Source organism: Streptomyces sp. MBT53, from assembly GCF_016654115.1.
Classification (GTDB): domain Bacteria; phylum Actinomycetota; class Actinomycetes; order Streptomycetales; family Streptomycetaceae; genus Streptomyces.
Genome location: NZ_JAEQAZ010000045.1, coordinates 1 through 20,196, shown reverse-complemented (window position 1 = coordinate 20,196; position 20,196 = coordinate 1). Strand labels below are relative to the sequence as shown.

Genomic DNA, 20,196 nt, shown 5'->3' with positions numbered 1-20,196 from the left:
GACACCGATTCCACTTCAGTTTCGGAGCGAACACGATGACGGCTGAATCCCACTTCCCGACCGGCACTGACGACACAGCCCTCGCCCCGCCCCCCGGCTGCCCCGCCCACGGCATCGGCCCCGGGGGACTGCGCCGGCTCTACGGCCCCGAGGCCAAGGACCTGGGAGCCGTGTACGAGGAACTGCGGGCCGAGCACGGCGCGGTGGCCCCCGCGCTGCTCCACGACGACGTACCGATCTGGGTCGTCCTCGGTCACGGCGAGAACCTGCACATGGTGCGCACCCCCTCGCAGTTCTGCCGGGACACGCGGCTGTGGAGCTCCCAGCAGGAGGGCATGATCAAGCCCGACCACCCGCTCATGCCGCACATCGCCTGGCAGCCCATCTGCTGCCACGCCGAGGGCGACGAGCACCTGCGGCTGCGCGGTGCGGTCGTCGGCGCCATGTCGACCATCGACCACCGGGGCATCCGGCGCCACATCAAGCGCGCGACCCAGCATCTCGTCAACAAGTTCTGCGAGAGGGGCCGGGCCGACCTGGTCGGCCAGTTCTCCGAATATCTGCCGATGGCGATGCTGTGCGAGATCCTCGGCATGCCCGAGGAGTACAACGACCGACTGGTGCAGGCCGCCCGCGACGCCCTCAAGGGCTCCGAGACGGCGATCACCAGCAACGCCTACGTCATGGAGGTCCTCGGCCGGCTCACCGTCAGCCGCCGCGCCCAGCCCCAGGAGGACTTCACGAGCCACCTCATCACGCACCCGGCCGGACTCACCGACGACGAGGTCCGGGAACATCTTCGCGTGGTGCTCTACGCCGCCTACGAGGCCACCGCCAACCTCCTGGGCAACGTGCTGCGCATCGTGCTCACCAACCCGGGCTTCCGTGCCCGGTTGAGCGGCGGCCAGATGACCGTGCCCGAGGCGGTCGAACAGTCCCTGTGGGACGAGCCGCCGTTCAGTTCCGTCTTTGCCTACTTCGCCAAGCAGGACACCGAACTGGGCGGGCAGCGCATCCGCCAGGGCGACGGTCTCATCTTCGGTATCGCACCGGGCAACGTCGACCCGCGCGTCCGCCCCGACCGCACGGCCAACATGCGGGGCAACCGCTCACACCTCGCCTTCGGCGGCGGCCCCCACGAGTGCCCGGGCCAGGACATCGGCCGTGCCATTGCCGACGTCGGCGTCGACGCGCTGCTGGCGCGCCTTCCCGATGTCCAACTCGCCTGCGAGGAGGACGAGTTGCGCTGGCGGGAGTCCATCTCGAACCGGCACCTGGTGGAACTGCCGGTGAAGTTCGCGCCGAAGCCTCAGCAGGACGCCACCATCCCGGTGCCGCGGCAGAGCCCGAAGGACTCGGCGGTCGGCGCCCACCGGCCGCCGGCCGTGACACCGGAACCCGTCACCCCGGCCGATGCGCCCGGCCAGGAGCACGCACCGGCCCGCCGACCGGCTCTGTTCCAGCGCCTCCTGCGCTGGTGGCGCGGTGACTGAGCCGACCGGGCAGCGGGGTCAGCCGGCCCACTCCGCGTAGGACGACCAGGCCCGCAGCAGACGCGGGCTGACGAACCGGTGCTCGCGCCCCGTCAGCGGATCGGTGAACTCCAGGACCCGCGCCAGCAGTTGGAGCGGGCGCCGGAAGTCACCGGCCGCCAGGGGGCCGGTCACCACCGGATAGAGGGGATCGCCGAGAATCGGCACCCCCGACGCGCACATGTGTACCCGCAGTTGGTGCGTCTGCCCGGTGCGCGGCAGCAGCCGGTACCGGGCACGCCCGTCACGGTGCTCCAGCAACTCGATCCGGGTGACGGCGTTCACCTCGCCCTCGACCTCCCGGGCGGCCATCACCCCGCGCTCCTTGAGGATCCGGCTGCGCACGGTCCGGGGCAGGGCGAGCCGCGGATCGTACGGAGCGACCGCCTCGTACTCCTTGCGCACCATCCGGTCCCGGAACAGCCCCTGATACGCGCCGCGTTCCTCGGGGACGACCGTGAACAGGACCAGCCCGGCCGTGAGCCGGTCGAGCCGGTGCGCGGAGCCGAGCGTGGGGATGCCCAGCTCGTGGCGGAGCCGGGCCAGGGCGGACTGGGTGACATGGCTGCCGCGCGGGGTGGTGGCCAGGAAATGCGGCTTGTCGACGACGACGATGTGCTCGTCGCGGTACAACACGTCCAGCGGGAAGGGCACCGGCACCTCGTAGGGCAGCTCCCGGTGGAACCACACGAACATCCCCGGCGCGTAGGGCGCGTCGGGTGCCACGGCCCGCCCGTCCGCCCCCACGACGAGCCCGCTGTCGAGCATCCCGTCGACGACCCCGGGGCCCGCCCCCGAGAGCCGCTCCACCAGATGCTCGCGCACGGTGGCCCACGGCCCCTCGACGGGCAGCCGCACCCGCACCGGATCCACCCCGTCACGCTGCGGCAGGGGCGGGGGCGGGGGCGGGGTACGGCGTCTCATCACCTCAAGCCTACGAGGTGTCCGGGAGGATCAGGACGGCCCGGGCGCCGGACGCCCTACCCGGCGATCGTCTCCGGCAGTGTGCTCCACCAGGCGATCGCGGGGAGCCTCAGTGGATCCGGGGCGGCGGCCTCGTAGGCGTCGCGGGTGTGGGTGATCCGTACGACGGCTCCGCCTTGGGGAACGGTGTGGCGGGGGCAGGTCGCCGCCCAGTCGAGGTGTCCGCGGATCATGGACGCGAGGTTCGCGAGGTAGCCCGACAGCGCGGGGTCCGAGCTCCGGTCGACCTGGTGGGACAGCCGCAGCCAGTGCGCCAGCACCTGATCGCGCATCGACACGGCCTGGGCGAGGGCCCGGGCGGGTCCGGCGCCGGTCGTGCGGGCGAGGACGTCAGGGAGGTTGTTGACGTCCCCGCTTCCGTCGTGACGGTCCTTGGCGTAGCCGCAGATGTCGTTGTCCCAGCCGAGAATGAGACTGGTCATCTCCGTCAGGGCCCGGACCTCCGGCCGGTCCAGGTCCGCGAGTGCGGGCTCGACGCCGTCCACGGCGGCGGCGAGGCCGGCGAGCGGCAGCACCCAGGTGGTGGCGAGCCGGTTGCGCACGTACGTGTCCAGGTCGGGCGGCACACGGCGGGCGTTGTTCGCGCTCTCGCGCACCTCGGCGGCGAGGGTGACACGGAAGTCACGGACGAGCCGCGCGGCGAGTGCCGGGGACATGGCGCGCCTGACGCGTCGGCCGATGTCGTGCAGTGCTCGAACCGGTGGGTCGGCCGGTTCGGCGAGCCGGCGCGGGTCGAGCGCGTGGGACAGCGCCGCCGCGTAGCGCGCGAAGTCGCCCGGCCGACCGCGTAGTCGGCCGTCGTCGTTGAGGTCGTCGATGACGAACGTCAGGGTGAGCAGGGCGGCCAGGGTCCGGGCTCCGGTGAGGGTGGCACGCGGAACGAAGCGGGCCGCGAGGCCGCCGATGTCCGCACCGGCGAGGCGTGCGATCTCGTGGCCGCCCACGGCGAGCCGGTGACGGACGCTCCACTCCAGCTGGAAGTCGGTGATCGCGTCGCGTTGCGGGTGGACCCCACCGGGGATCGGGCACCACAGTGCGGGTATGGACAGCGGTCCGGGCACTTGCTCGTTCATGAGTACTCCCTTCCGGGCCGCCGACCGGGGATCGGACGGCCGGCGGTTGCTGAGCGAGGTCCTTGCACGGTGCGCTTGGCTTGTCCGGGTCACGGCTCCGACGGCGGGAGGGGGACCGCGGGCGGGTTGTGCAGAAGGTCGATGAGTCCACGACAGGTCAGGGCGTGGGTCTGGGACGCCACGTCGGTCAGGAACGGCCGTGGGCCGCACATGGTGGGATCCGGCTCGATCCACATTCCGTCGTCCCGTTGGCTCTCGAAGAGAAAGCGTGCCGCCCGTTCGAGCGCCTGCGGCGTGCCGGTGCGGGAGCGGATGAGAACGGTCACGGCGAGGGCGGTCGCCGCCGGGCTCGAACTGTTCGCGCCGGGGAACGCGGGCCAGCCGCCGTCCTTGTTCTGGGTGGCCGCCAGAGTCCTGGCCTCGGAACGAGCCGCCTCGCTGCGCCAGCCCAGCACGGGACTGATCTCCGCCGCGGGGTAGCCGGGGAAGACGTACCAGTCGGCGGTCCAGTGGCCGGCCCTGCGGTGCCGGCGCAGAAGCCATTGGGTGGCCCGCCGCACCTCGACCTCCTCGGGATGGTGGGCGCGTATTCCGGCGACCATGTGCGCGACGGTGTCCTGGGCCATGGTGTCGACGGCGGTGTTCCATGTGGTCCACAGCCCCTGGTCGTCCTGATGGGTCCGCGCGTATTCGGCGGCGGTCGGCCAGGCCCGGCGGCCCTGCTCGGTGTCGGCCAGGGCCAGCAGGGTGTTCCCCGTGGTGTCGACGTCGCTGGCCAGGCCCGTGCCGGCGATCGCTCCCGACACGCTCCCCCAACCACCCTGAGGTGACTGGACGCCCGCCAGGAAGTCCAATGCGCCGGGCCGTGCACGGGTGTCGAAGTCCCTGTGGCCGCGCAGGCAGCGAACCATCAGTCCCGTGTCCCAGACGTCGAATGTGGTGAACCGCCATGTCCCGTCCGGGTGTTGGTCCGCCAGGAGCCTGGCCGTGCAACGGTGCGTGGCGGCCCGCCCCGGAGCGGCCCGGGTCAACGCCAGGCAGGCCATGGCGGTGACCAGCGGCATGGTGTGGAACGAGCCGTCCGGTGACTGTTCGGCGGTCAACGCGGCGACGAGGCTGTCGCCCACCGGCAGGTCGGCCGCGTGCCTGGCGATGATCTCGGCGGACAGGAGCTGGGCCCGGTGCCAGCCCGTCAGCGAAGCGCGGTCCCGGTGACCGAGGGCCGCCGTGGTGTGGGCGAGGAGCGTGTGCGGGGAGCAGCCCGGCACGCCCGCGGCCACGCCGAGGGTCTGCAGCAGGATCAGGCGACGCCGGTGTGCGGCTCCGGCGCGGGGTAAGACAGGCATGGCGGGAGGGGCGGTGGCATCAAGGGCGAGAGCGCGAAGCCATGTGTCGGCGGCCGCTGTGAAGTCGTCGTGCCGTTGGGGTTCGGCCTGCCGCAGCCATGCGTGCACACGGCTCCGGTGCCCGGAATGGTGCCCCGCCCCGGCCAGAGCGAAGGCTGCGAGGGCGTTTTCCAGGATGCGGGGGCGCGCGGGTGTCGCCCAGGAGCCGTTGGGCCGCTGTGCTTCCAGACAGGCGACAACGGCCCGGTCGAGGCAGCGCCGCGTCTCGCGGGCCAGTACCGGTGTCTCTCCTGAAGACTGATATGCATGACGGAAGCTGCTCATAACCGCTCATCTCCGCACTGAAGTCGAAATCTATGGGGTGGAGTCCGATCGCGGTATGTCAAGGAACAGGGTCGGGGATACCCTTCCCGCCCGCCATGCGGCGCAAAGCGCCCGTCATACGCCTCTGCGTGCGCGGTAGTTCACGCAACGCTTCAGCGTGCTTCACAATGAGGTTTGTGGAGCCGGTAGTTGCAGGTCCAGGGCCGGAACTGGGGGCGCACGTTGCCGCGAGGGGAGCGGGAACGGCGGGTCCACACTTCCGTGCGATGGGTTCGCACCTCCGTGCGCCCTCGCGCGGTCGGCTTGTGTCCCGGTCCCTCGTGGCAGTCTCTGCACGAACGAAGTGCCACCTGTCGTGCAAGAACTTGGCCATTGGCCGAACGCTTCAGTGGATCCGAGTGCTGCACGACGCGCGGGTGACGACCGCTTCTGCGAGTTCCCGCACAGCGAGCCGCGGGCCGCTGCCGGGGACTTGCGTCCCGTTGAAGTCCCTTAGGTACGGCGCGACTTGATCCGTGCTGGTGGAGATGTTTCCGCCACGACCGTGGAGGACTGATCATGAAGGCCGACCACTCGTTCGTCAGCGCGCCGGGAGCAGTGCCGCTGCTCGGTCACACATGGCGGTTTCTGCGCGACCCGCTGAGCTTCCTGCGTTCCCTGCCCGCCGTCGGCGACATCGTCGCGATACGGCTCGGCCCGTTCGACGCCCTCGTGGTCTGCGCCCCCGAACTGGTCCGCCAAGTCCTCGTGGACGACCGCACCTTCGACAAGGGCGGCTTCCTCTTCGACCGCAGTCGCGAGTTCCTGGGCAACGGTCTCGGGACCTGCCCGCACAAGGACCACCGCCGACAGCGGCGAATGATCCAGCCGGCCTTCCACCAGGCGCGACTGCCGGGCTACGCGCGGGAGATGAGCGCGCAGGCACGCGCGGTGGCCGACTCCTGGCGGTCCGGCCGGACCATCGATGTCCTGGCCGAAATGACGACGATCAGCCTGGGCACCACCGCGGCCACGATCTTCTCCGCCGCGCCCTCCGAGCTGCGTGAGTCGCTCGCCGCCGACCTGCTCACTCTCGAAGGAGGAGTGTTCCGGCGCATGCTCCTGCCGCCCCGTGCCGACGCCGTCCCCACCCGCGGCAAGCGCCGCTACGACCGCGCGCAGACCCGGTCCAGGCAGAGCATCCACCGCATCATCGCCGACTACCGGGCCGACGAGACCGACCACGGTGACCTGATGTCCATGCTGCTGGCAGCACAGGACGAGCTCGCGGCCCCGGGGGCGGCGGGAGCATCCCTGTCCGACGAGGAGATCAGGGACCAGGTCATGTCCTTCCTCTTCGCCAGCACGGACACCATCGGCAAGGCCCTCTCCTGGGCCTGGTACCTGCTGGGACGTCACCCGCGCACAGCGGAGCGCCTGCACGCCGAGGTCGACGCGGTGCTGAAGGACGGGACGGCCACCTTCGAGGATCTGCCCCGGCTGGAAGTGACCCGGAACATCGTCACCGAGACCATGCGCCTGTATCCGCCGGGCTGGTTGCTGACCCGTACCACCACGGTCGACACCGAACTCGGTGGCCGGCCCGTCCCCGCCGGCACCGACATCGTGGTCAGCCCCTACCAGATGCATCATCGCGCCGACCTGTACCCCGACCCGGAGCGATTCGATCCCGACCGCTGGGCACCCGAGCGAGCGGGGACCGTGCCCCGGGGCGCGCATCTGACCTTCGGGGGAGGCGCGCGCAAATGCATCGGCGACGCCTACGGGATGACCGAGGCGACGCTCGCACTGGCGACCATTGCCGCCCGTTGGCGACTTGAGCCCGTCCCGGGCCGGAAGGTCACAGCGGCGCCGTACGCGCTCGCCCTCGGCCCCAAGGGGCTGTACATGCGAACCGTCGCGAGGGACGGCCGGGGGCGCGAAGCCTCAGACCGTGGCCCCCGCACGGACGGCCGCAGTGAAGCTCCGTCAACGGTCGCCCAGGTTCCGCAACGAGGTCATTGAGCAAGTCCTGCGGGAGTCTGGGCCGTTGTCGCGGCAGAGCGCACCCGTTGTGCGCGTGTCAGCCGGTACAGAACCCCGACCCCCACCGTCACGAGCAAGAACAACACCGTGAACCACTGGAAGTACCAGTGCCCGCCCGCCGGGTCGTACACCGCGGCGCGCGGCCACGCCAGGTTGACGGTCATGATCAGGCCGTAGAGGAGTGCCAGGGCGTTGACCGGCACCCCCCAGCGGCCGAGGGAGAACAGGCGGGCGCCGGTCTCGTCGGTGCCCTCGGTGGTGAATTCGCCGCGCAGGCGGCGGATCAGCAGCGGACCCGTGACCATCGCGTAGGCCAGGTACAGCATCACGATGCAGGTGGTGCCGATGGCCAGGAACGCGTCCGGGGAGGCGAAGTTGAGGAGGAGCAGGGCTGCTGCCAGGACGCCTACGACCAGGGCGGGGGCGCTGGGCATTCCCGTGCGCGGGTTGACCTTGGACAGGCGGGCGGAGAACGGGAGTTGGCCGTCGCGGGCCATGGAGAACAGCATGCGGCAGGCCGCCGTCTGGATGGCCAGGGTCGCCACCGCGATCGCCACCACCACGTCGGCCAGCAGCGCCTTGCCGACGCCGTCGCCGAGGCTGCTCGTCAGGACGTAGCTGAGGCCGTCGACGCCCAGGTGGCCGTCGGTCATGCTGGGCGCGGCGAGCAGGCCGCCGAGGATGATCAGGCCGCCGAGCAGGCCCGCCGCGCCGAGCGCGGTGAGGATCGTGCGGGGCGCGGTGCGGCGGGGGTTGTGGGTCTCCTCGCTCATCTCGCCCGCGCTGTCGAAGCCGATCATCACGTACGCCGCCGTGAACGAGCCCACCAGCAGCGCGCCGAGCAGGCCGCCCTCCAGGCTGCCGGTCGTGTGGAAGGTGATGCTCGGGGTGCGCTTCGAGTGGGTCAGGAGAAGGACGACGATCAGGATCGCGCCGATGATCTCGGCGGTCACTCCGACCCGGTTGATCACCGACATCACGCGGTTGTCGAGGATGTTCACCAGCGTCGTCAGGACCAGCAGGATCACACCGAGGACGGCCGCGTTGGCCGCGCCGTCGGGTGAGGTGGGCGCGGGGTCGCCGCCCACCAGCTGGAAGCCCGACCAGATCGCCGGCAGCACCATCTGGAGCGCGAGCGCCGCCGCCGCTACGACGACGATCTGGCCGATCACCATGATCCAGCCGGCGAACCAGCCGAAGGCCGCGGTGGAGAGGCGCGAGGACCACTGGTAGATCGCGCCCGAGATCGGGTAGCGCGCGGCCAGTTCCGCGAAGCAGGCCGCCACCAGCAGCTGGCCCGCCAGCACGATCGGCCAGGCCCAGAAGAAGACCGGGCCGCCGAACGCGTACCCGAAGGCGAAGAACTGGAAGACGGTCGTCAGTACGGAGATGAAGGAGAACCCGGCCGCGAACGACGCGTACCGGCCGAGGCTGCGGTGCAGCTCCTGGCGGTAGCCGAACTCGGCGAGGGAGCCGTCGTCGGGGGAGTGGGGCGGATCGGGGCGTACGTCGGAGGGGGTGGTTGTGGCCACGGCGGCACCTGCCTTCGGCGCGAATTCCTGTCGGGTGACAGAAATTAGGGACGGCCTGTTTCGGACGCGTCACGCGACCGTGTCCAGGGCGGGCCCAAGTCCTCACGCTCTTGCCCTCGCCGCAAAATCGCGATACATCGTGTATTGACGTTCCGCGGCGACTCGCGATATGTTCGCTCACGAATATCCGGATGCGAGGTGTGCCCGAGCGAGGGCTGGGAGGTGGTGGTCCCCGTGGCCGCGAAGCGTCGCAAGCTCAGCAATCCGCTGGCACTCGCCGTGCTGGTGACCCTCTGCCAGGGCCCCATGCATCCGTACGAGATCGCCCAGACCCTGCGCCGCCAGGGCAAGGACACCAGCACGAAGATCAACTACGGCTCGCTCTACACGGTCGTGCAGAACCTGGAGAAGCACGGCTTCGTCGAGGTCGCCGACATAGAGCGCCAGGGCAACCGCCCCGAGCGCACGGTCTACGGCCTGACCGGCGCCGGGCGCGAGGAGATGACCGAGTGGTTGTCGGAGCTGCTGGCCCGCCCGGTCAAGGAGTTCCCCATCTTCGAGACGGCCCTCTCACTGCTGGGCGCCCTGCACCCCGACGAAGCGGCGACGCTGCTGGAGGAGCGGGTGAAGAACCTGGAGGTGCAGGCGGCCGGCGAGCGCGGAGCGCTGGAGAAGCTCTACGAATCCGTGCCCCGGCTCTTCCTCGTCGAGGTCGAGTACCAGCTGCACATGACCGAGGCGCAGACCGAGTGGGTCCGCGGCCTGCTGGAAGAGCTCAGAAAGGGCTCGATGCTCGGCGTCGAAGGCTGGCGCCACTTCCACGAAACGGGGGAACAGCCACCGGAGTTCACCTGACGAAGACTGACCCCGACCGGACTGTTGCAGCAGTCCTGCCGGGGTCACGAACCCCGAGACCGACCCGCCGTGCGGCAAGCCAGGCGATCGAGGTGCGGCACACCCAGGATAGCCCGGCGCTCTGCACGCGGATCAGTCGTGACCTTTCACACTCACATCCGCTCATTCATGGAGAGCAGTCGACATGAGCAGTACTCGTACGAGCACCGGTGCGCCCGCGGTCGAGGCACGCCGACTGATCAAGACCTATCCCGGCGACGTCACCGCCCTCAACGGCATGGACATCACCGTGGAACCCGGCACCGTCTTCGGCCTCCTCGGGCCGAACGGCGCCGGCAAGTCCACCACCGTCAAGATCCTCACCACCCTGGCCCGCCCCGACTCCGGCACGGCCACCGTCGCGGGCCACGACGTGCTGCGCCACCCGGACCGGGTGCGCCGCGCGATCGGCGTGGTCGCCCAGAACTCCGGCGCCGACCCGACGGCGACCGGCCGCGAGAACCTCCAACTCCAGGGCAGGCTCTACGGCTTGAAGGGCGCCGCCCTCGCGCGGCGGGTGGACGAACTCCTCGACCGCTTCACCCTCGCCGACGCCGCCAAACGCCCGGTGAAGGGCTACTCCGGCGGAATGCGCCGCCGCCTGGACGTGGCACTCGGCCTGGTGCACCGGCCCGAGGTGCTCTTCCTCGACGAGCCCACCACCGGCCTCGACCCGGAGGCCCGCACCGCGATGTGGGACGAGATCGGCCGGCTCGCGGGGGAGGAGGGGCTGACCATCCTGCTCACCACCCACTACCTCGAAGAGGCCGACCGGCTCGCCGAACGCATCGCGATCGTCGACCGCGGCCGGGTCGTCGTGGAGGGCACCCCCGACTCCCTCAAGGGTGAACTCCGGGGCGACGCGGTCCACTTGGAGCTGCGCGAAGCGGTCGGCGACGCCGGTCGTACGCTGCTCAGGAGCGCCCTCGTCGGACTGGCAGGCGTGCACGAGGTGCTGGTCGACGGACGCCGGGTCAGTGCCCGCGCCGACGACGGAGCAGCCGCGATGCCCGTCCTGCTGGCGGCGTTCGAGCGCGTCGGCGTCGGGGTCGCCGCCGCGACCGTCGCCCGCCCCTCGCTCGACGACGTCTATCTCCGCTACGCCGGCCGTCGTTACTCCGAGGCCGACGCGGACAGCGCCGAGCAGCTTGCCGTCGCCGTCGCCGGAGGTGCGCGATGAGCACCGCCGTCTCCCAGACCTGGTACATGACGCAGCGTCAACTCATGGTGTTCGCACGGCAGCCCGCCTTCGCGGTCATCACCCTCATCCAGCCCGTGATCTGGCTGTTCCTCTTCGGCAACCTCTTCAAGAAGGTCGTCGAACTCGGCGGCTTCGGCACCACCTCGTACCTGGACTACCTCGTCCCCGGTGTGGTCGTGATGAGCGCGCTCAGCTCCAACATGTGGGCGGGCATGGGCACGTTGGAGGAGATCCAGCGCGGCACCCTCAACCGCTTCCTGACCACTCCGGTCAGCCGGGCCGCGCTGATGAACGGCAATGTCGTCAACAACGGCCTGGTGACCGCGTTCCAGTCGGTGGTCATCGTGCTGCTCGGACTGCTCGGCGGCGCCGACTACCCGGGCGGCGTCGGCGGCATCGCGATCCTGATAGTCGCCTCGGTCCTGCTGGGCACCATCTTCGGGGCACTGTCCAACGCGCTCGGGATGCTGGTGCAGGAGCGGGAGTCGATCATCGGCATCAACACCTTCCTGCTGCTGCCGCTGACATTCCTCTCCAGCGCCTTCATGGCACCCTCACAGATGCCCACGTGGATGCAGCACATAGCCGACTTCAACCCACTCAACTGGGCGATGGTGGCGGGCCGTTCGGCAATGTCCGAGCACCCCGACTGGGGCGACGTACTCAGCAGGGGCGGCGCGCTACTGGGCCTGGCGGTGGCGGCGGTGTGGCTGTCGATACGTACGTTCAGGTCGTACCAACGGTCGGTGTAGAACCCCGAAGGGAGCGCCCCGCAGGGGCGCTCCTGAAGGGGCGCGGGGAACTGCGCGACCAGCCACAACGGCGCCGCACAGGCCAACGGTCCGTCGTGGCACCCCGAGCGGCGCGCCTATGCGGCCGCGCTGGCCCCCGAAACACCCTCCTGCTCCGCCTCGATCTTCGCGTTCCACTCCCGCTTGGAGGCCTGCCAGCCGTCCTCGTTGTGACCGAGCCGCCAGTAGCCGGAGATCGACAGATCCTCGCGCGGGATCGCCGACTCGACCCGCAGCAGGGCCCGCAGGTCCTTCACGAAGGCCGCCTCGCCGTGCACGAACGCGTGCACGCGGCCCTCGGGGAACTCCAGGGCCCGTACGGCCTCGACGAGTGTCTCGCCGACCGGACGGTCACCGCGGTGCAGCCAGACGACCTCGATGTCGGAGTCGATCTTCTGCTCCTCCTCGGGCCCGGAGATCTCCACGAAGGCGTGTGCCGTGACGCCCTCGGGCAGCGACTCCAGCGCGCGGGCGATCGCGGGCAGCGCGCTCTCGTCCCCGGCGAGCAGATGCCAGTCGGCGTCGGTGTCAGGAGCGTAGGCGCCGCCGGGGCCCATGAAGTGGACGGTCTCACCGGGCTGGACGCGGGTGGCCCACGGGCCGGCGAGGCCCTCGTCGCCGTGGATGACGAAGTCCAGGGTGAGTTCGAGGTGTTCGGGGTCCCAGGCGCGCACGGTGTAGGTGCGGGTCACCGGCCACTGCTCGCGCGGGAACTCCGCGCGGATGCGCTCCACGTCGAAGGGCTCGGGGTAGGTGGCGCCCCCGGCCGGGAAGAGCAGTTTCACGTAATGGTCGGTGCAGGTGTCCGCCGAGAACTCGGCCAGGCCCTCGCCACCGAGCACCACGCGCTGCATGTGGGGGGTCAGCCGTTCGGTGCGGACGACCTGCGCGGAGTGGGGCTTACGCGGCTTCCGTGCCGGACGTTCTGCCATGACGGCCTCCCAGGTCTATAGCTAAGGCTTACCTAAGTTAGCATCTCTCCCCCACTTAACACCCCCTGTATGAGGGGTTCATGAACGTCTCGCACAGAACATCACTCCCCACCAGCGAGAATGCCGTTCACGGAAAACGAGAATTAAGCTTGCGCTCCGAGTGTGGTCAGCAGTCGCTGCAATGATCCGCCCAGCCCCCAGCGTTCCGCCAGTGCGCCCACCAACTCCGGATCACGCGGGGCGCGGGGCAGCGCGAGGTCGACATCCGGCAGCGGTACGTCGTCCGCGACCCGTACGACCTTGGGCGCGACCGCGACGTAGGGCCGCGCCTCGTCGAGGCGCTTGCGCTGCGAAGGGGTCAGCTTGGACTTGGGGTCGTCGATCGCCGCCATGATCCCGGGCACGTCACCGAACTCGGCGAGGAGCTTGGCCGCCGTCTTCTCGCCGATGCCGGGCACACCCGGCAGACCGTCGCTGGGGTCGCCGCGCAGCAGCGCCAGGTCCACATAACCGCGGCCGTCGACACCGTACTTCTCGCGCAGGAACGCCTCATCGGTGAGCTGGAGCGAGCCGACGCCCTTGATCGGATACAGGACGCGGACACCGCGGGCGTCGTCGACGAGCTGGTACAGGTCGCGGTCGCCGGTGACGATGTCGACCGGGCCCTTGGCCTGCGCGGTGAACGTGCCGATCACGTCGTCCGCCTCGTACGGCTCGACGCCCACGCGCGCGATGCCGACCGCGTCGAGGACGGCCTCGATGATCGGGACCTGCGGGGAGAGCGTGTCCGGCACCTCCTCCTCGTCCGGGCCGCTCTCGCGCACCTCGGCGACACGGTGCGCCTTGTAGGTGGGGATCAGGTCGACCCGCCACTGGGGCCGCCAGTCCGCGTCCATGCACGCGACCAGCTGGTCCGGACGGTGGTCCTTGACCAGCCGGTCGATGAATTCGAGCAGCCCGCGCACGGCGTTCACCGGCGTCCCGTCCGGTGCCTTCACGGACTCCGGGACGCCGAAGTAGGCGCGGAAGTAGAGCGAGGCGGTGTCGAGGAGCATCAGTCGTCCGGTCACGTCACGCATCATGCCGCACGACGGCCCGACGACCACCTCCCCCTGTCACCCGGAGAGACGAACGCTGCCGACCGGTGAGACGGACGCGGCCGACCGGTGAGACGGACGGCCGACCGGTGGGACGGGCGACCGGCCGGTGAGCTGGGCCACTCTGTGTTTGCGCGCGCAGAGCAGGGGCAGGCGCGGCCTCGGAGCGGGCTCGGTTGCACATTCAACCGCAGTGGCCCGCCATGTCCTGCCCCCGATCGAGAGGTACGCGTGTCAGCCAGGCTAGAAGCCGAACACCTGCACAAGGTGTTCGGCAGACGACCGGTCCAAGCAGTCGAACGGCTCCGGAAGGGGGCCGACCGGGAGGAACTGCGCGCCGACGGCACCACGGCCGCCGTGATCGACGCCTCCTTCTCCGTCGCACCGGGCCAGATCTTCGTCGTCATGGGCCTGTCCGGCTCCGGCAAGTCCACCCTCCTGCGGATGCTCAACGGACTCCTGGAGCCCACCGCGGGCCGCGTCCTCTTCGACGGCCAGGATCTGACCGCGCTCACCGACCGCGAACTGCGCGAGGTCCGCGCCCACAAGATCAGCATGGTCTTCCAGCACTTCGCGCTCTTCCCGCACCGCAGCGTCCGCGAGAACGCCGCCTACGGCCTGGAAGTGCAGGGCGTGCCCCGCGCCGAGCGCGAGGCCCGCGCCGGCGAGGCGCTCGCCCTGTGCGGCCTGGCCGGCTGGGAGGACTCCTGGCCCGACGAGTTGTCCGGCGGAATGCAGCAACGCGTGGGCCTGGCCCGGGCGTTGGCCACCGACGCCGACCTGCTCCTCATGGACGAGTCCTTCAGCGCCCTCGACCCGCTGATCCGCCGGGACATGCAGGACCAACTCCTGGAACTCCAGAAGTCGTTGAAGAAGACCATCGTCTTCATCACCCACGACCTCAACGAGGCCATGCGCCTCGGCGACCGCATCGCCGTCATGCGCGACGGCCGCATCGTCCAGACCGGCACCGCCGAGGACATCCTGCTGCGCCCCGCGAACGACTACGTCGCCTCCTTCATCCAGGATGTGGACCGTTCCAGGGTGCTGACCGCGTCCGCCGTCATGGACACCGGCGTCGACGGCCACGAGGCCGACTGCGACTGCGAGACCGCCACGCCGGACACCCCCTTCACCGACCTGTGCGCCCTCAGCGCCCGCCTCACCCACCCGGTCGCGGTGCTCGACGCGGCCGACGCCGTCGTAGGAGTCGTACCGCAGGAACGGCTGGTCGCGTTTCTCGGCGGGGAAGCCGCCACCGAGCCGGAGGAGGTGACCGCGCATGCCCAGGCTTCCGCTCGGTGACTGGGTCGACTCCGGTGTCGACTGGCTGGTCGCCCACATGTCCTGGCTCTTCGACGCGATCAAGACGGTCGTGGAGGGGATGTACGACGGCGTCAACGCGGTGCTCACCGCGCCCCAACCCCTGCTTCTGGCGGGCATGTTGGCGGTGCTCGCCTGGTGGCTGCGTGGTCTTGTCGCGGGGGTGCTGGCCTTCGCCGGGTTCCTGCTGATCGACTCGCTCGACCTGTGGGACCGGTCCATGTCGACGCTGGCCCTGGTGCTGGTGGCGACCGTCATCGCCCTGGTGATCTCGATCCCGCTGGGCATCTGGGCGGCCCGTTCCAAGACGGTCAGCGCGGTCGTACGGCCCGCTCTCGACCTGCTCCAGACGATGCCGTCGATGGTGCTGCTGATCCCGGCGATCCTCTTCTTCGGGCTCGGCACCTCAGCCGGCATCATCGCCACCCTGATCTTCGCGCTCGCCCCCGGCGTCCGCATGACCGAACTGGGCATACGGCAGGTCGACGCCGAACTCGTCGAGGCGGCCGAGGCGTTCGGCACCTCACCGCGCGACACGCTCCTGCGCGTCCAACTGCCCCTGGCCCTCCCGACGATCATGGCGGGCGTCAACCAGGTCATCATGCTGGGCCTGTCGATGGTCGTCATCGCCGGCATGGTCGGCACCGGCGGCCTCGGCGGCGCCGTCAACGAGGCGATCGGCCAGCTCGACATCGGCTTCGGCTTCGAGGCGGGCGTAGGCATCGTCGTCCTTGCGATCTACCTCGACCGGATGACCGGCGCGCTCGGCACCCAGATCTCCCCGCTCGGCCGCAGGGCCGCCGCCAAGGCCCGTACGGCGGAGAGCGCCAAGCCCTGGAACTACCGCCCCCGCCCCGCGTTCGCCGTGATCGGCGTGGTCGTCCTCGCCCTGGTGGCCGGCGGCCTGGGCGTCTTCGGCTCCGCCTCCGGCACGAAGGCGACCTCTGCCACGAACGTCGGCAGGGGCAAGGAGATCACCATCGGCTACATCCCCTGGGACGAAGGCATCGCCTCCACCTTCCTCTGGAAGGAACTCCTGGAGGAACGCGGCTACAAGGTGACGACCACCCAGTACGCGGCCGGTCCGCTCTACACCGGCGTCGCCACCGGCCAGGTCGACTTCCAGACCGACGCCTGGCTGCCCACCACCCACGCCGAGTACTGGAAGAAGTACGGCAAGCAGCTCGACGACCTCGGCAGCTGGTACGGCTCCACGTCCCTGGAGCTGACCGTCCCGTCGTACGTCAAGGACGTCAACACGCTCGCGGACCTCAAGACCCACGCCTCCGAGTTCGGCGGCAAGATCACCGGCATCGAACCCAGCGCCGGAATGATGGGCCTCCTCAAGTCCAAGGTCCTCAAGGAGTACGGCCTTCAGAGTTCCTACGACGTCGTCGACGGCTCCACCCCGGCGATGCTGGCCGAGCTGAAGCGCGCGTACGCCAAGAAGCAGCCCATCGTCGTCACGCTCTGGTCGCCGCACTGGGCGTACAGCGACTACAAGCTGAAGAAGCTCACCGACCCGAAGGGCGCCTGGGGCAAGGGCGACGGCGTGCACACGGTGTCCCGCAAGGGCTTCGCCGCCGACAACCCCGACGTCGGGAAGTGGCTGAAGGACTTCCGTATGACCGAGGCGCAGCTCACCGGTCTGGAGGCGCAGATCCAGAAGTCCGGCAAGGGCCAGGAGCAGGCCGCCGTCCGCACCTGGCTGAAGCAGCACCCGGGCCTCGTCGACCAGTGGGCACCGGTCGCGAAGAACCAGAAGAGCCAGGCGGCCGGATGACCTGACAGTCCCGGCCGCCGCCCCGGAGGTGGGCTTCGCCGCGCGTTCCCCCCTTCGTGCGGCGAAGCCCACCTTTCGTGCTGTCCCGGTACGAAAAGGATCCGGCCAACCACACAGCGTCACGAAGTCATGGGATCGGGCCCGAGAAGTGAGCGGGAACACAGGCGACCGCGCACGCATTGAAGAGTAGGGACGAAGTCTCGCGCTGATCGAGGGTCGGCGGGCCCTTGCGCACTGGCCAGAACCGTGAGGTCCGATCGCACGCTGTGTGACGTGGATGTGACAGGCGCATGAAACGGTTTGCCGAACATGCGTAGGGTGCAGAGAACTCATCAGAGGCAGTTTCAGAACCAGCCGCAGGCCGACGAGCGAAGGAGGGAGCCGGAGCGATGGGCGACCACAAAGAACAGCCCCTTCGGGTGGGTGCGGCCGTACGGCGGCGGCGCCGCTCGCTGGACCTGACGCTCGCCGTCGTGGCCGAGCGCAGCGGTCTGTCGGTGCCCTTTCTGAGCCAGGTCGAGAACGACCGGGCGCGCCCCAGCCGGAGTTCCCTGGAGAAGGTGGCCGACGCCCTGCGGACCACGGCCGTCGAACTCCTCGCCGCCGCCGACCCCGCGTGCAGTGTGGACGTCGTACGCGCCGAGGAACCCGAGTCGGCGGCGCCCCGGATGCGTTCGCTGGTACGGGGCCATCACCAGCTGCACGCCTCGGAGTTCACCGGCGACCATGACGCCGGACGCGAATTCCAGCACCGGAACGACGAGTTGATGTACGTCGCGGACGGCGCAGTCGAGATCGAGGCGGAGGGGCGCGCGTACCGGCTCGTGCGCGGCGACACGATGTACCTGACCGGTGGGGTACGGCACCGCTGGCGCGCGACCGTTCCGGACACCCGGGTCGTCGTGGTCGCGGTGGCCGAGCACATCGAGGCGGTCCAGGACCGCCCGCGCTGATGCGCGTCGTCTCGCTCGTACCCTCCCTGACGGAGGCAATTGCCGTGTCGCTGCCGGGAGTTCTGGTCGGCGCGACCGACTGGTGCAGCCATCCGGCCGACCTGGACGTCACCCGCGTCGGCGGCACCAAGAACCCGAAGCTCGATCCGATCCTCGCCCTCGCGCCCGACCTGGTGGTCGCCAACGAGGAGGAGAACCGCGAGCCGGACCTGACGGCCTTGCGGGAGGCGGGTGTTGAGGTCCTGGTCACCGAAGTGCGGGACGTCCCGCAGGCGTTCCGCGAACTGGACCGGGTCCTCGACGCGTGCGGAGCGCCCGTACGGCCGCGCTGGCTGGAGGAGGCCGAGCGGGCGTGGGCCGAACTCCCGTCCCCCGAAGGCCGCTTGACGGCCGTCGTCCCCGTCTGGCGCCGCCCCTGGATGGTGCTGGGCCGGGACACCTTCGCGGGCGATGTACTGTCCCGCCTCGGAGTCGACCACGCGTACGCGGCGCACGCCGAGCGCTACCCGCGCGCCACGATCGCCGAACTGCGGGCGGCCGCAAGGGACTTGGTGGTCCTCCCCGACGAGCCGTACCGCTTCACGGCCGACGACGGACCGGAGGCCTTCCCCGGCCTGCCCTGCGCACTCGTCAGCGGTCGGCACCTGACGTGGTACGGGCCGTCACTGACCGAAGCGCCACGGGTGCTGTCCGAGGCCCTGCGAGCAGCTCGCCGCTGACCAGCCCCCGGGCGGTATGCACGGCGGCGGTGGCCCACGCGGCCACGAGCACGCCGTACAGGACGAACGCGAGACCGTCGTAGACGGCGAGGCCGGTGTGCCGGGCCAGGGACTCGGCGCCGGTGACGCAGGTGCCGACCGGGAAGGTGAACGCCCACCAGGTCATCGCGAAACCCATGCCCCGGCGGCGGGCGCGCACCACGTGCGCGGTGGCGAGGGCGAACCAGAGCAGCGCGAAGCCCATGACGGGGACGCCGTAGAGAACGGCGAGGAGGCCGAAGGCCTGGGCGGACGCGGCCGGCACGACGCCGGGGGCGAAGTCCGCGAACTTGCCGACGGCGGTCGTGGATTGACCGAGCGGGCCCAGCACCAGGAACAGCGTCGGAGTGAGCGCGAGGGGCAACGGCCCCCCGGTGACCAGCCGGGCGAAGACCAGCGGGAGCATCAGGAGCGTGGCCAGCAGACTCAGCCCGAACATCGCGAAGCACGCGAGGAGGAGGGTCTCCCGGGGCTGCCCGGCCGGCAGGTGGGGCACGAGGAGCGGCCCGACGGCGGCGGACACCATCGGCGCGACGACGGGCAGCAGCCACACCGGAGTCGCTTCCGACGGGTGCACGTGATGCCGTACGGCCATCAGGTACGGGACGGCCACGGCGGCCACCAGCCCTACGACCGTACCGGCGCCGAACAGCACGGCGTCGAGGACGACCGCCGCCCGCAGCCCGATCCAGTCCTGCCCGACGACCAGGGCACCGCCGCCCACCGCCAGCAGGGCCATCGCGAGGCAGCCGTAGAAGGGGGCCATTGCCGGGTCGCGGAGGTGGGCGCGGGCCTGGTCGCGGTGGTGGGTCCAGTGCAGGGCGCGGGCGGTCAGCAGGGTCAGGAGCAGGGCGAGGGAGAGGGCCCAGACGGCGGTGCAGGCCGTGCGCAGTCCGGGGAGGTGGCCGGGGAGCCCGGCGCCGGCCGTGGCGACGATGGCGGTGCCCATGACGGACGCGTACCAGTTGGGTCCGAGGTGACGAACTGCGGTGACCATGTGTCCAGCGTCTCGCCGGCTGAGACGGGCGACCAGGGAGTATGTGTCTATGGGGACATAAACTGGATTTATGAGCAGTGACGAGACGGATGGCGGGCGGGAAGGGTCGATAGCGCACCGGGTGCCGGATCTGGGCGCGCTGGAACTGCTGCTGGCAGTGGCCCGGCTCGGCAGCCTCGGTGGCGCGGCGCGCGAGCTGGGCATCACCCAGCCGGCAGCCAGCAGCCGGATCCGCTCGATGGAACGGCAGCTGGGCGTGGCCCTGGTGGACCGCTCCCCGCGCGGCTCACGCCTCACCGACGCGGGCGCTCTCGTCACCGACTGGGCGCGGCGGGTCGTCGAGGCGGCCGCCGCGTTCGACGCGGGTGCGCAGGCGCTACGGCACCGGCGCGACTCGCGGCTCCGGGTCGCCGCGAGCATGACCATCGCGGAGTATCTGCTCCCCGGCTGGCTCCTGGCCCTGCGCTCCCAACGCCCGGACACGGCGGTGTCGTTGCTGGCCGGCAACTCCACGACGGTCGCGGAACAGCTCCTTGCGGACGAGGCGGACCTGGGCTTCGTGGAGGGCCTGTCGGTCCCACCGGGCTTGGACTCCACGGTGATAGCCCACGACCACCTGATCGTCGTGACAGCCCCCACCCACCCCTGGGC

17 protein-coding genes are annotated in these 20,196 nt (G+C 70.4%); 10 read left to right on the top strand and 7 right to left on the bottom strand.

What is annotated here, in order from left to right:
• The first annotated feature begins 35 nt into the window (after nt 1-35).
• Nucleotides 36-1,493: a cytochrome P450 gene (locus JHN45_RS18390; protein ID WP_200715013.1), complete on the top strand. Its 1,458-nt coding sequence runs from the start codon at nt 36-38 to the stop codon at nt 1,491-1,493.
• 18 nt (nt 1,494-1,511) lie between these two features.
• Here the strand turns inward: JHN45_RS18390 and JHN45_RS18385 are convergent, their stop codons facing one another.
• The 3 genes from JHN45_RS18385 to JHN45_RS18375 all read right to left on the bottom strand — a co-directional run bounded on the left by JHN45_RS18385 (nt 1,512) and on the right by JHN45_RS18375 (nt 4,935).
• Nucleotides 1,512-2,456 (bottom strand): RluA family pseudouridine synthase, encoded by a 945-nt coding sequence (locus JHN45_RS18385; protein WP_201049771.1) that lies wholly within the window; start codon nt 2,454-2,456, stop codon nt 1,512-1,514.
• 56 nt (nt 2,457-2,512) lie between these two features.
• Nucleotides 2,513-3,589 (bottom strand): hypothetical protein, encoded by a 1,077-nt coding sequence (locus tag JHN45_RS18380; RefSeq protein WP_201049770.1) that lies wholly within the window; start codon nt 3,587-3,589, stop codon nt 2,513-2,515.
• A gap of 89 nt (nt 3,590-3,678) precedes the next feature.
• A complete protein-coding gene (locus JHN45_RS18375) occupies nt 3,679-4,935 on the bottom strand; it encodes a prenyltransferase/squalene oxidase repeat-containing protein (RefSeq protein ID WP_201049769.1) in 1,257 nt (418 codons plus the stop codon).
• A gap of 882 nt (nt 4,936-5,817) precedes the next feature.
• Here JHN45_RS18375 and JHN45_RS18370 point away from each other — a divergent pair.
• Nucleotides 5,818-7,263, top strand: a complete 1,446-nt coding sequence (locus JHN45_RS18370) for a cytochrome P450 (protein WP_201049768.1) — start codon at nt 5,818-5,820, stop codon at nt 7,261-7,263.
• On the opposite strand, the gene JHN45_RS18365 is transcribed toward JHN45_RS18370, so the two are convergent.
• Nucleotides 7,257-8,816 carry an amino acid permease gene (locus JHN45_RS18365; RefSeq protein WP_201049767.1) on the bottom strand — a complete coding sequence of 520 codons (1,560 nt, stop codon included), beginning with the start codon at nt 8,814-8,816 and terminating at the stop codon, nt 7,257-7,259. The genes JHN45_RS18370 and JHN45_RS18365 overlap by 7 nt on opposite strands.
• 234 nt (nt 8,817-9,050) lie before the next feature.
• Here JHN45_RS18365 and JHN45_RS18360 point away from each other — a divergent pair, with 234 nt between their 5' ends.
• The 3 genes from JHN45_RS18360 to JHN45_RS18350 all read left to right on the top strand — a co-directional run bounded on the left by JHN45_RS18360 (nt 9,051) and on the right by JHN45_RS18350 (nt 11,663).
• Entirely contained in the window at nt 9,051-9,671 is a 621-nt protein-coding gene (locus JHN45_RS18360) for a PadR family transcriptional regulator (protein ID WP_200715130.1), read from the top strand.
• A gap of 184 nt (nt 9,672-9,855) precedes the next feature.
• Nucleotides 9,856-10,890, top strand: a complete 1,035-nt coding sequence (locus JHN45_RS18355; protein ID WP_201049766.1) for an ATP-binding cassette domain-containing protein — start codon at nt 9,856-9,858, stop codon at nt 10,888-10,890.
• Nucleotides 10,887-11,663: an ABC transporter permease gene (locus JHN45_RS18350; protein WP_200715128.1), complete on the top strand. Its 777-nt coding sequence runs from the start codon at nt 10,887-10,889 to the stop codon at nt 11,661-11,663. The genes JHN45_RS18355 and JHN45_RS18350 overlap by 4 nt, the downstream gene beginning before the upstream one ends.
• Before the next feature lie 116 nt (nt 11,664-11,779).
• Here the strand turns inward: JHN45_RS18350 and JHN45_RS18345 are convergent, their stop codons facing one another.
• Nucleotides 11,780-12,634: a siderophore-interacting protein gene (locus JHN45_RS18345; protein WP_200715127.1), complete on the bottom strand. Its 855-nt coding sequence runs from the start codon at nt 12,632-12,634 to the stop codon at nt 11,780-11,782.
• Nucleotides 12,635-12,777: 143 nt separating this feature from the next.
• Complete coding sequence (locus JHN45_RS18340; RefSeq protein ID WP_236583801.1) at nt 12,778-13,713, bottom strand: 5'-3' exonuclease; 936 nt, start codon at nt 13,711-13,713, stop codon at nt 12,778-12,780.
• Between the two features lie 249 nt (nt 13,714-13,962).
• Here JHN45_RS18340 and JHN45_RS18335 point away from each other — a divergent pair, with 249 nt between their 5' ends.
• The 4 genes from JHN45_RS18335 (at nt 13,963) to JHN45_RS18320 (ending at nt 18,509) form a co-directional block, all read left to right on the top strand.
• Nucleotides 13,963-15,036, top strand: coding sequence for a glycine betaine/L-proline ABC transporter ATP-binding protein (locus JHN45_RS18335; protein ID WP_200715125.1), 1,074 nt, complete (start codon nt 13,963-13,965; stop codon nt 15,034-15,036).
• A complete protein-coding gene (locus tag JHN45_RS18330) occupies nt 15,014-16,837 on the top strand; it encodes an ABC transporter permease/substrate binding protein (protein ID WP_201049764.1) in 1,824 nt (607 codons plus the stop codon). Before JHN45_RS18335 ends, JHN45_RS18330 begins: the two co-directional genes overlap by 23 nt.
• A gap of 389 nt (nt 16,838-17,226) precedes the next feature.
• Complete coding sequence (locus JHN45_RS18325) at nt 17,227-17,790, top strand: helix-turn-helix domain-containing protein (RefSeq protein ID WP_201049763.1); 564 nt, start codon at nt 17,227-17,229, stop codon at nt 17,788-17,790.
• Nucleotides 17,790-18,509, top strand: a complete 720-nt coding sequence (locus tag JHN45_RS18320; protein ID WP_201049762.1) for a helical backbone metal receptor — start codon at nt 17,790-17,792, stop codon at nt 18,507-18,509. Before JHN45_RS18325 ends, JHN45_RS18320 begins: the two co-directional genes overlap by 1 nt.
• Here JHN45_RS18320 and JHN45_RS18315 read toward each other — a convergent pair.
• On the bottom strand, nt 18,421-19,545 hold the full coding sequence (locus JHN45_RS18315) for a TDT family transporter (protein ID WP_201049761.1): 1,125 nt from the start codon (nt 19,543-19,545) through the stop codon (nt 18,421-18,423). The two genes, JHN45_RS18320 and JHN45_RS18315, sit on opposite strands and share 89 nt — an antisense overlap.
• 70 nt (nt 19,546-19,615) lie before the next feature.
• Here JHN45_RS18315 and JHN45_RS18310 point away from each other — a divergent pair.
• Nucleotides 19,616-20,196: LysR family transcriptional regulator (locus JHN45_RS18310; RefSeq protein WP_200715120.1), on the top strand; the 581-nt coding region annotated here is incomplete at its 3' end.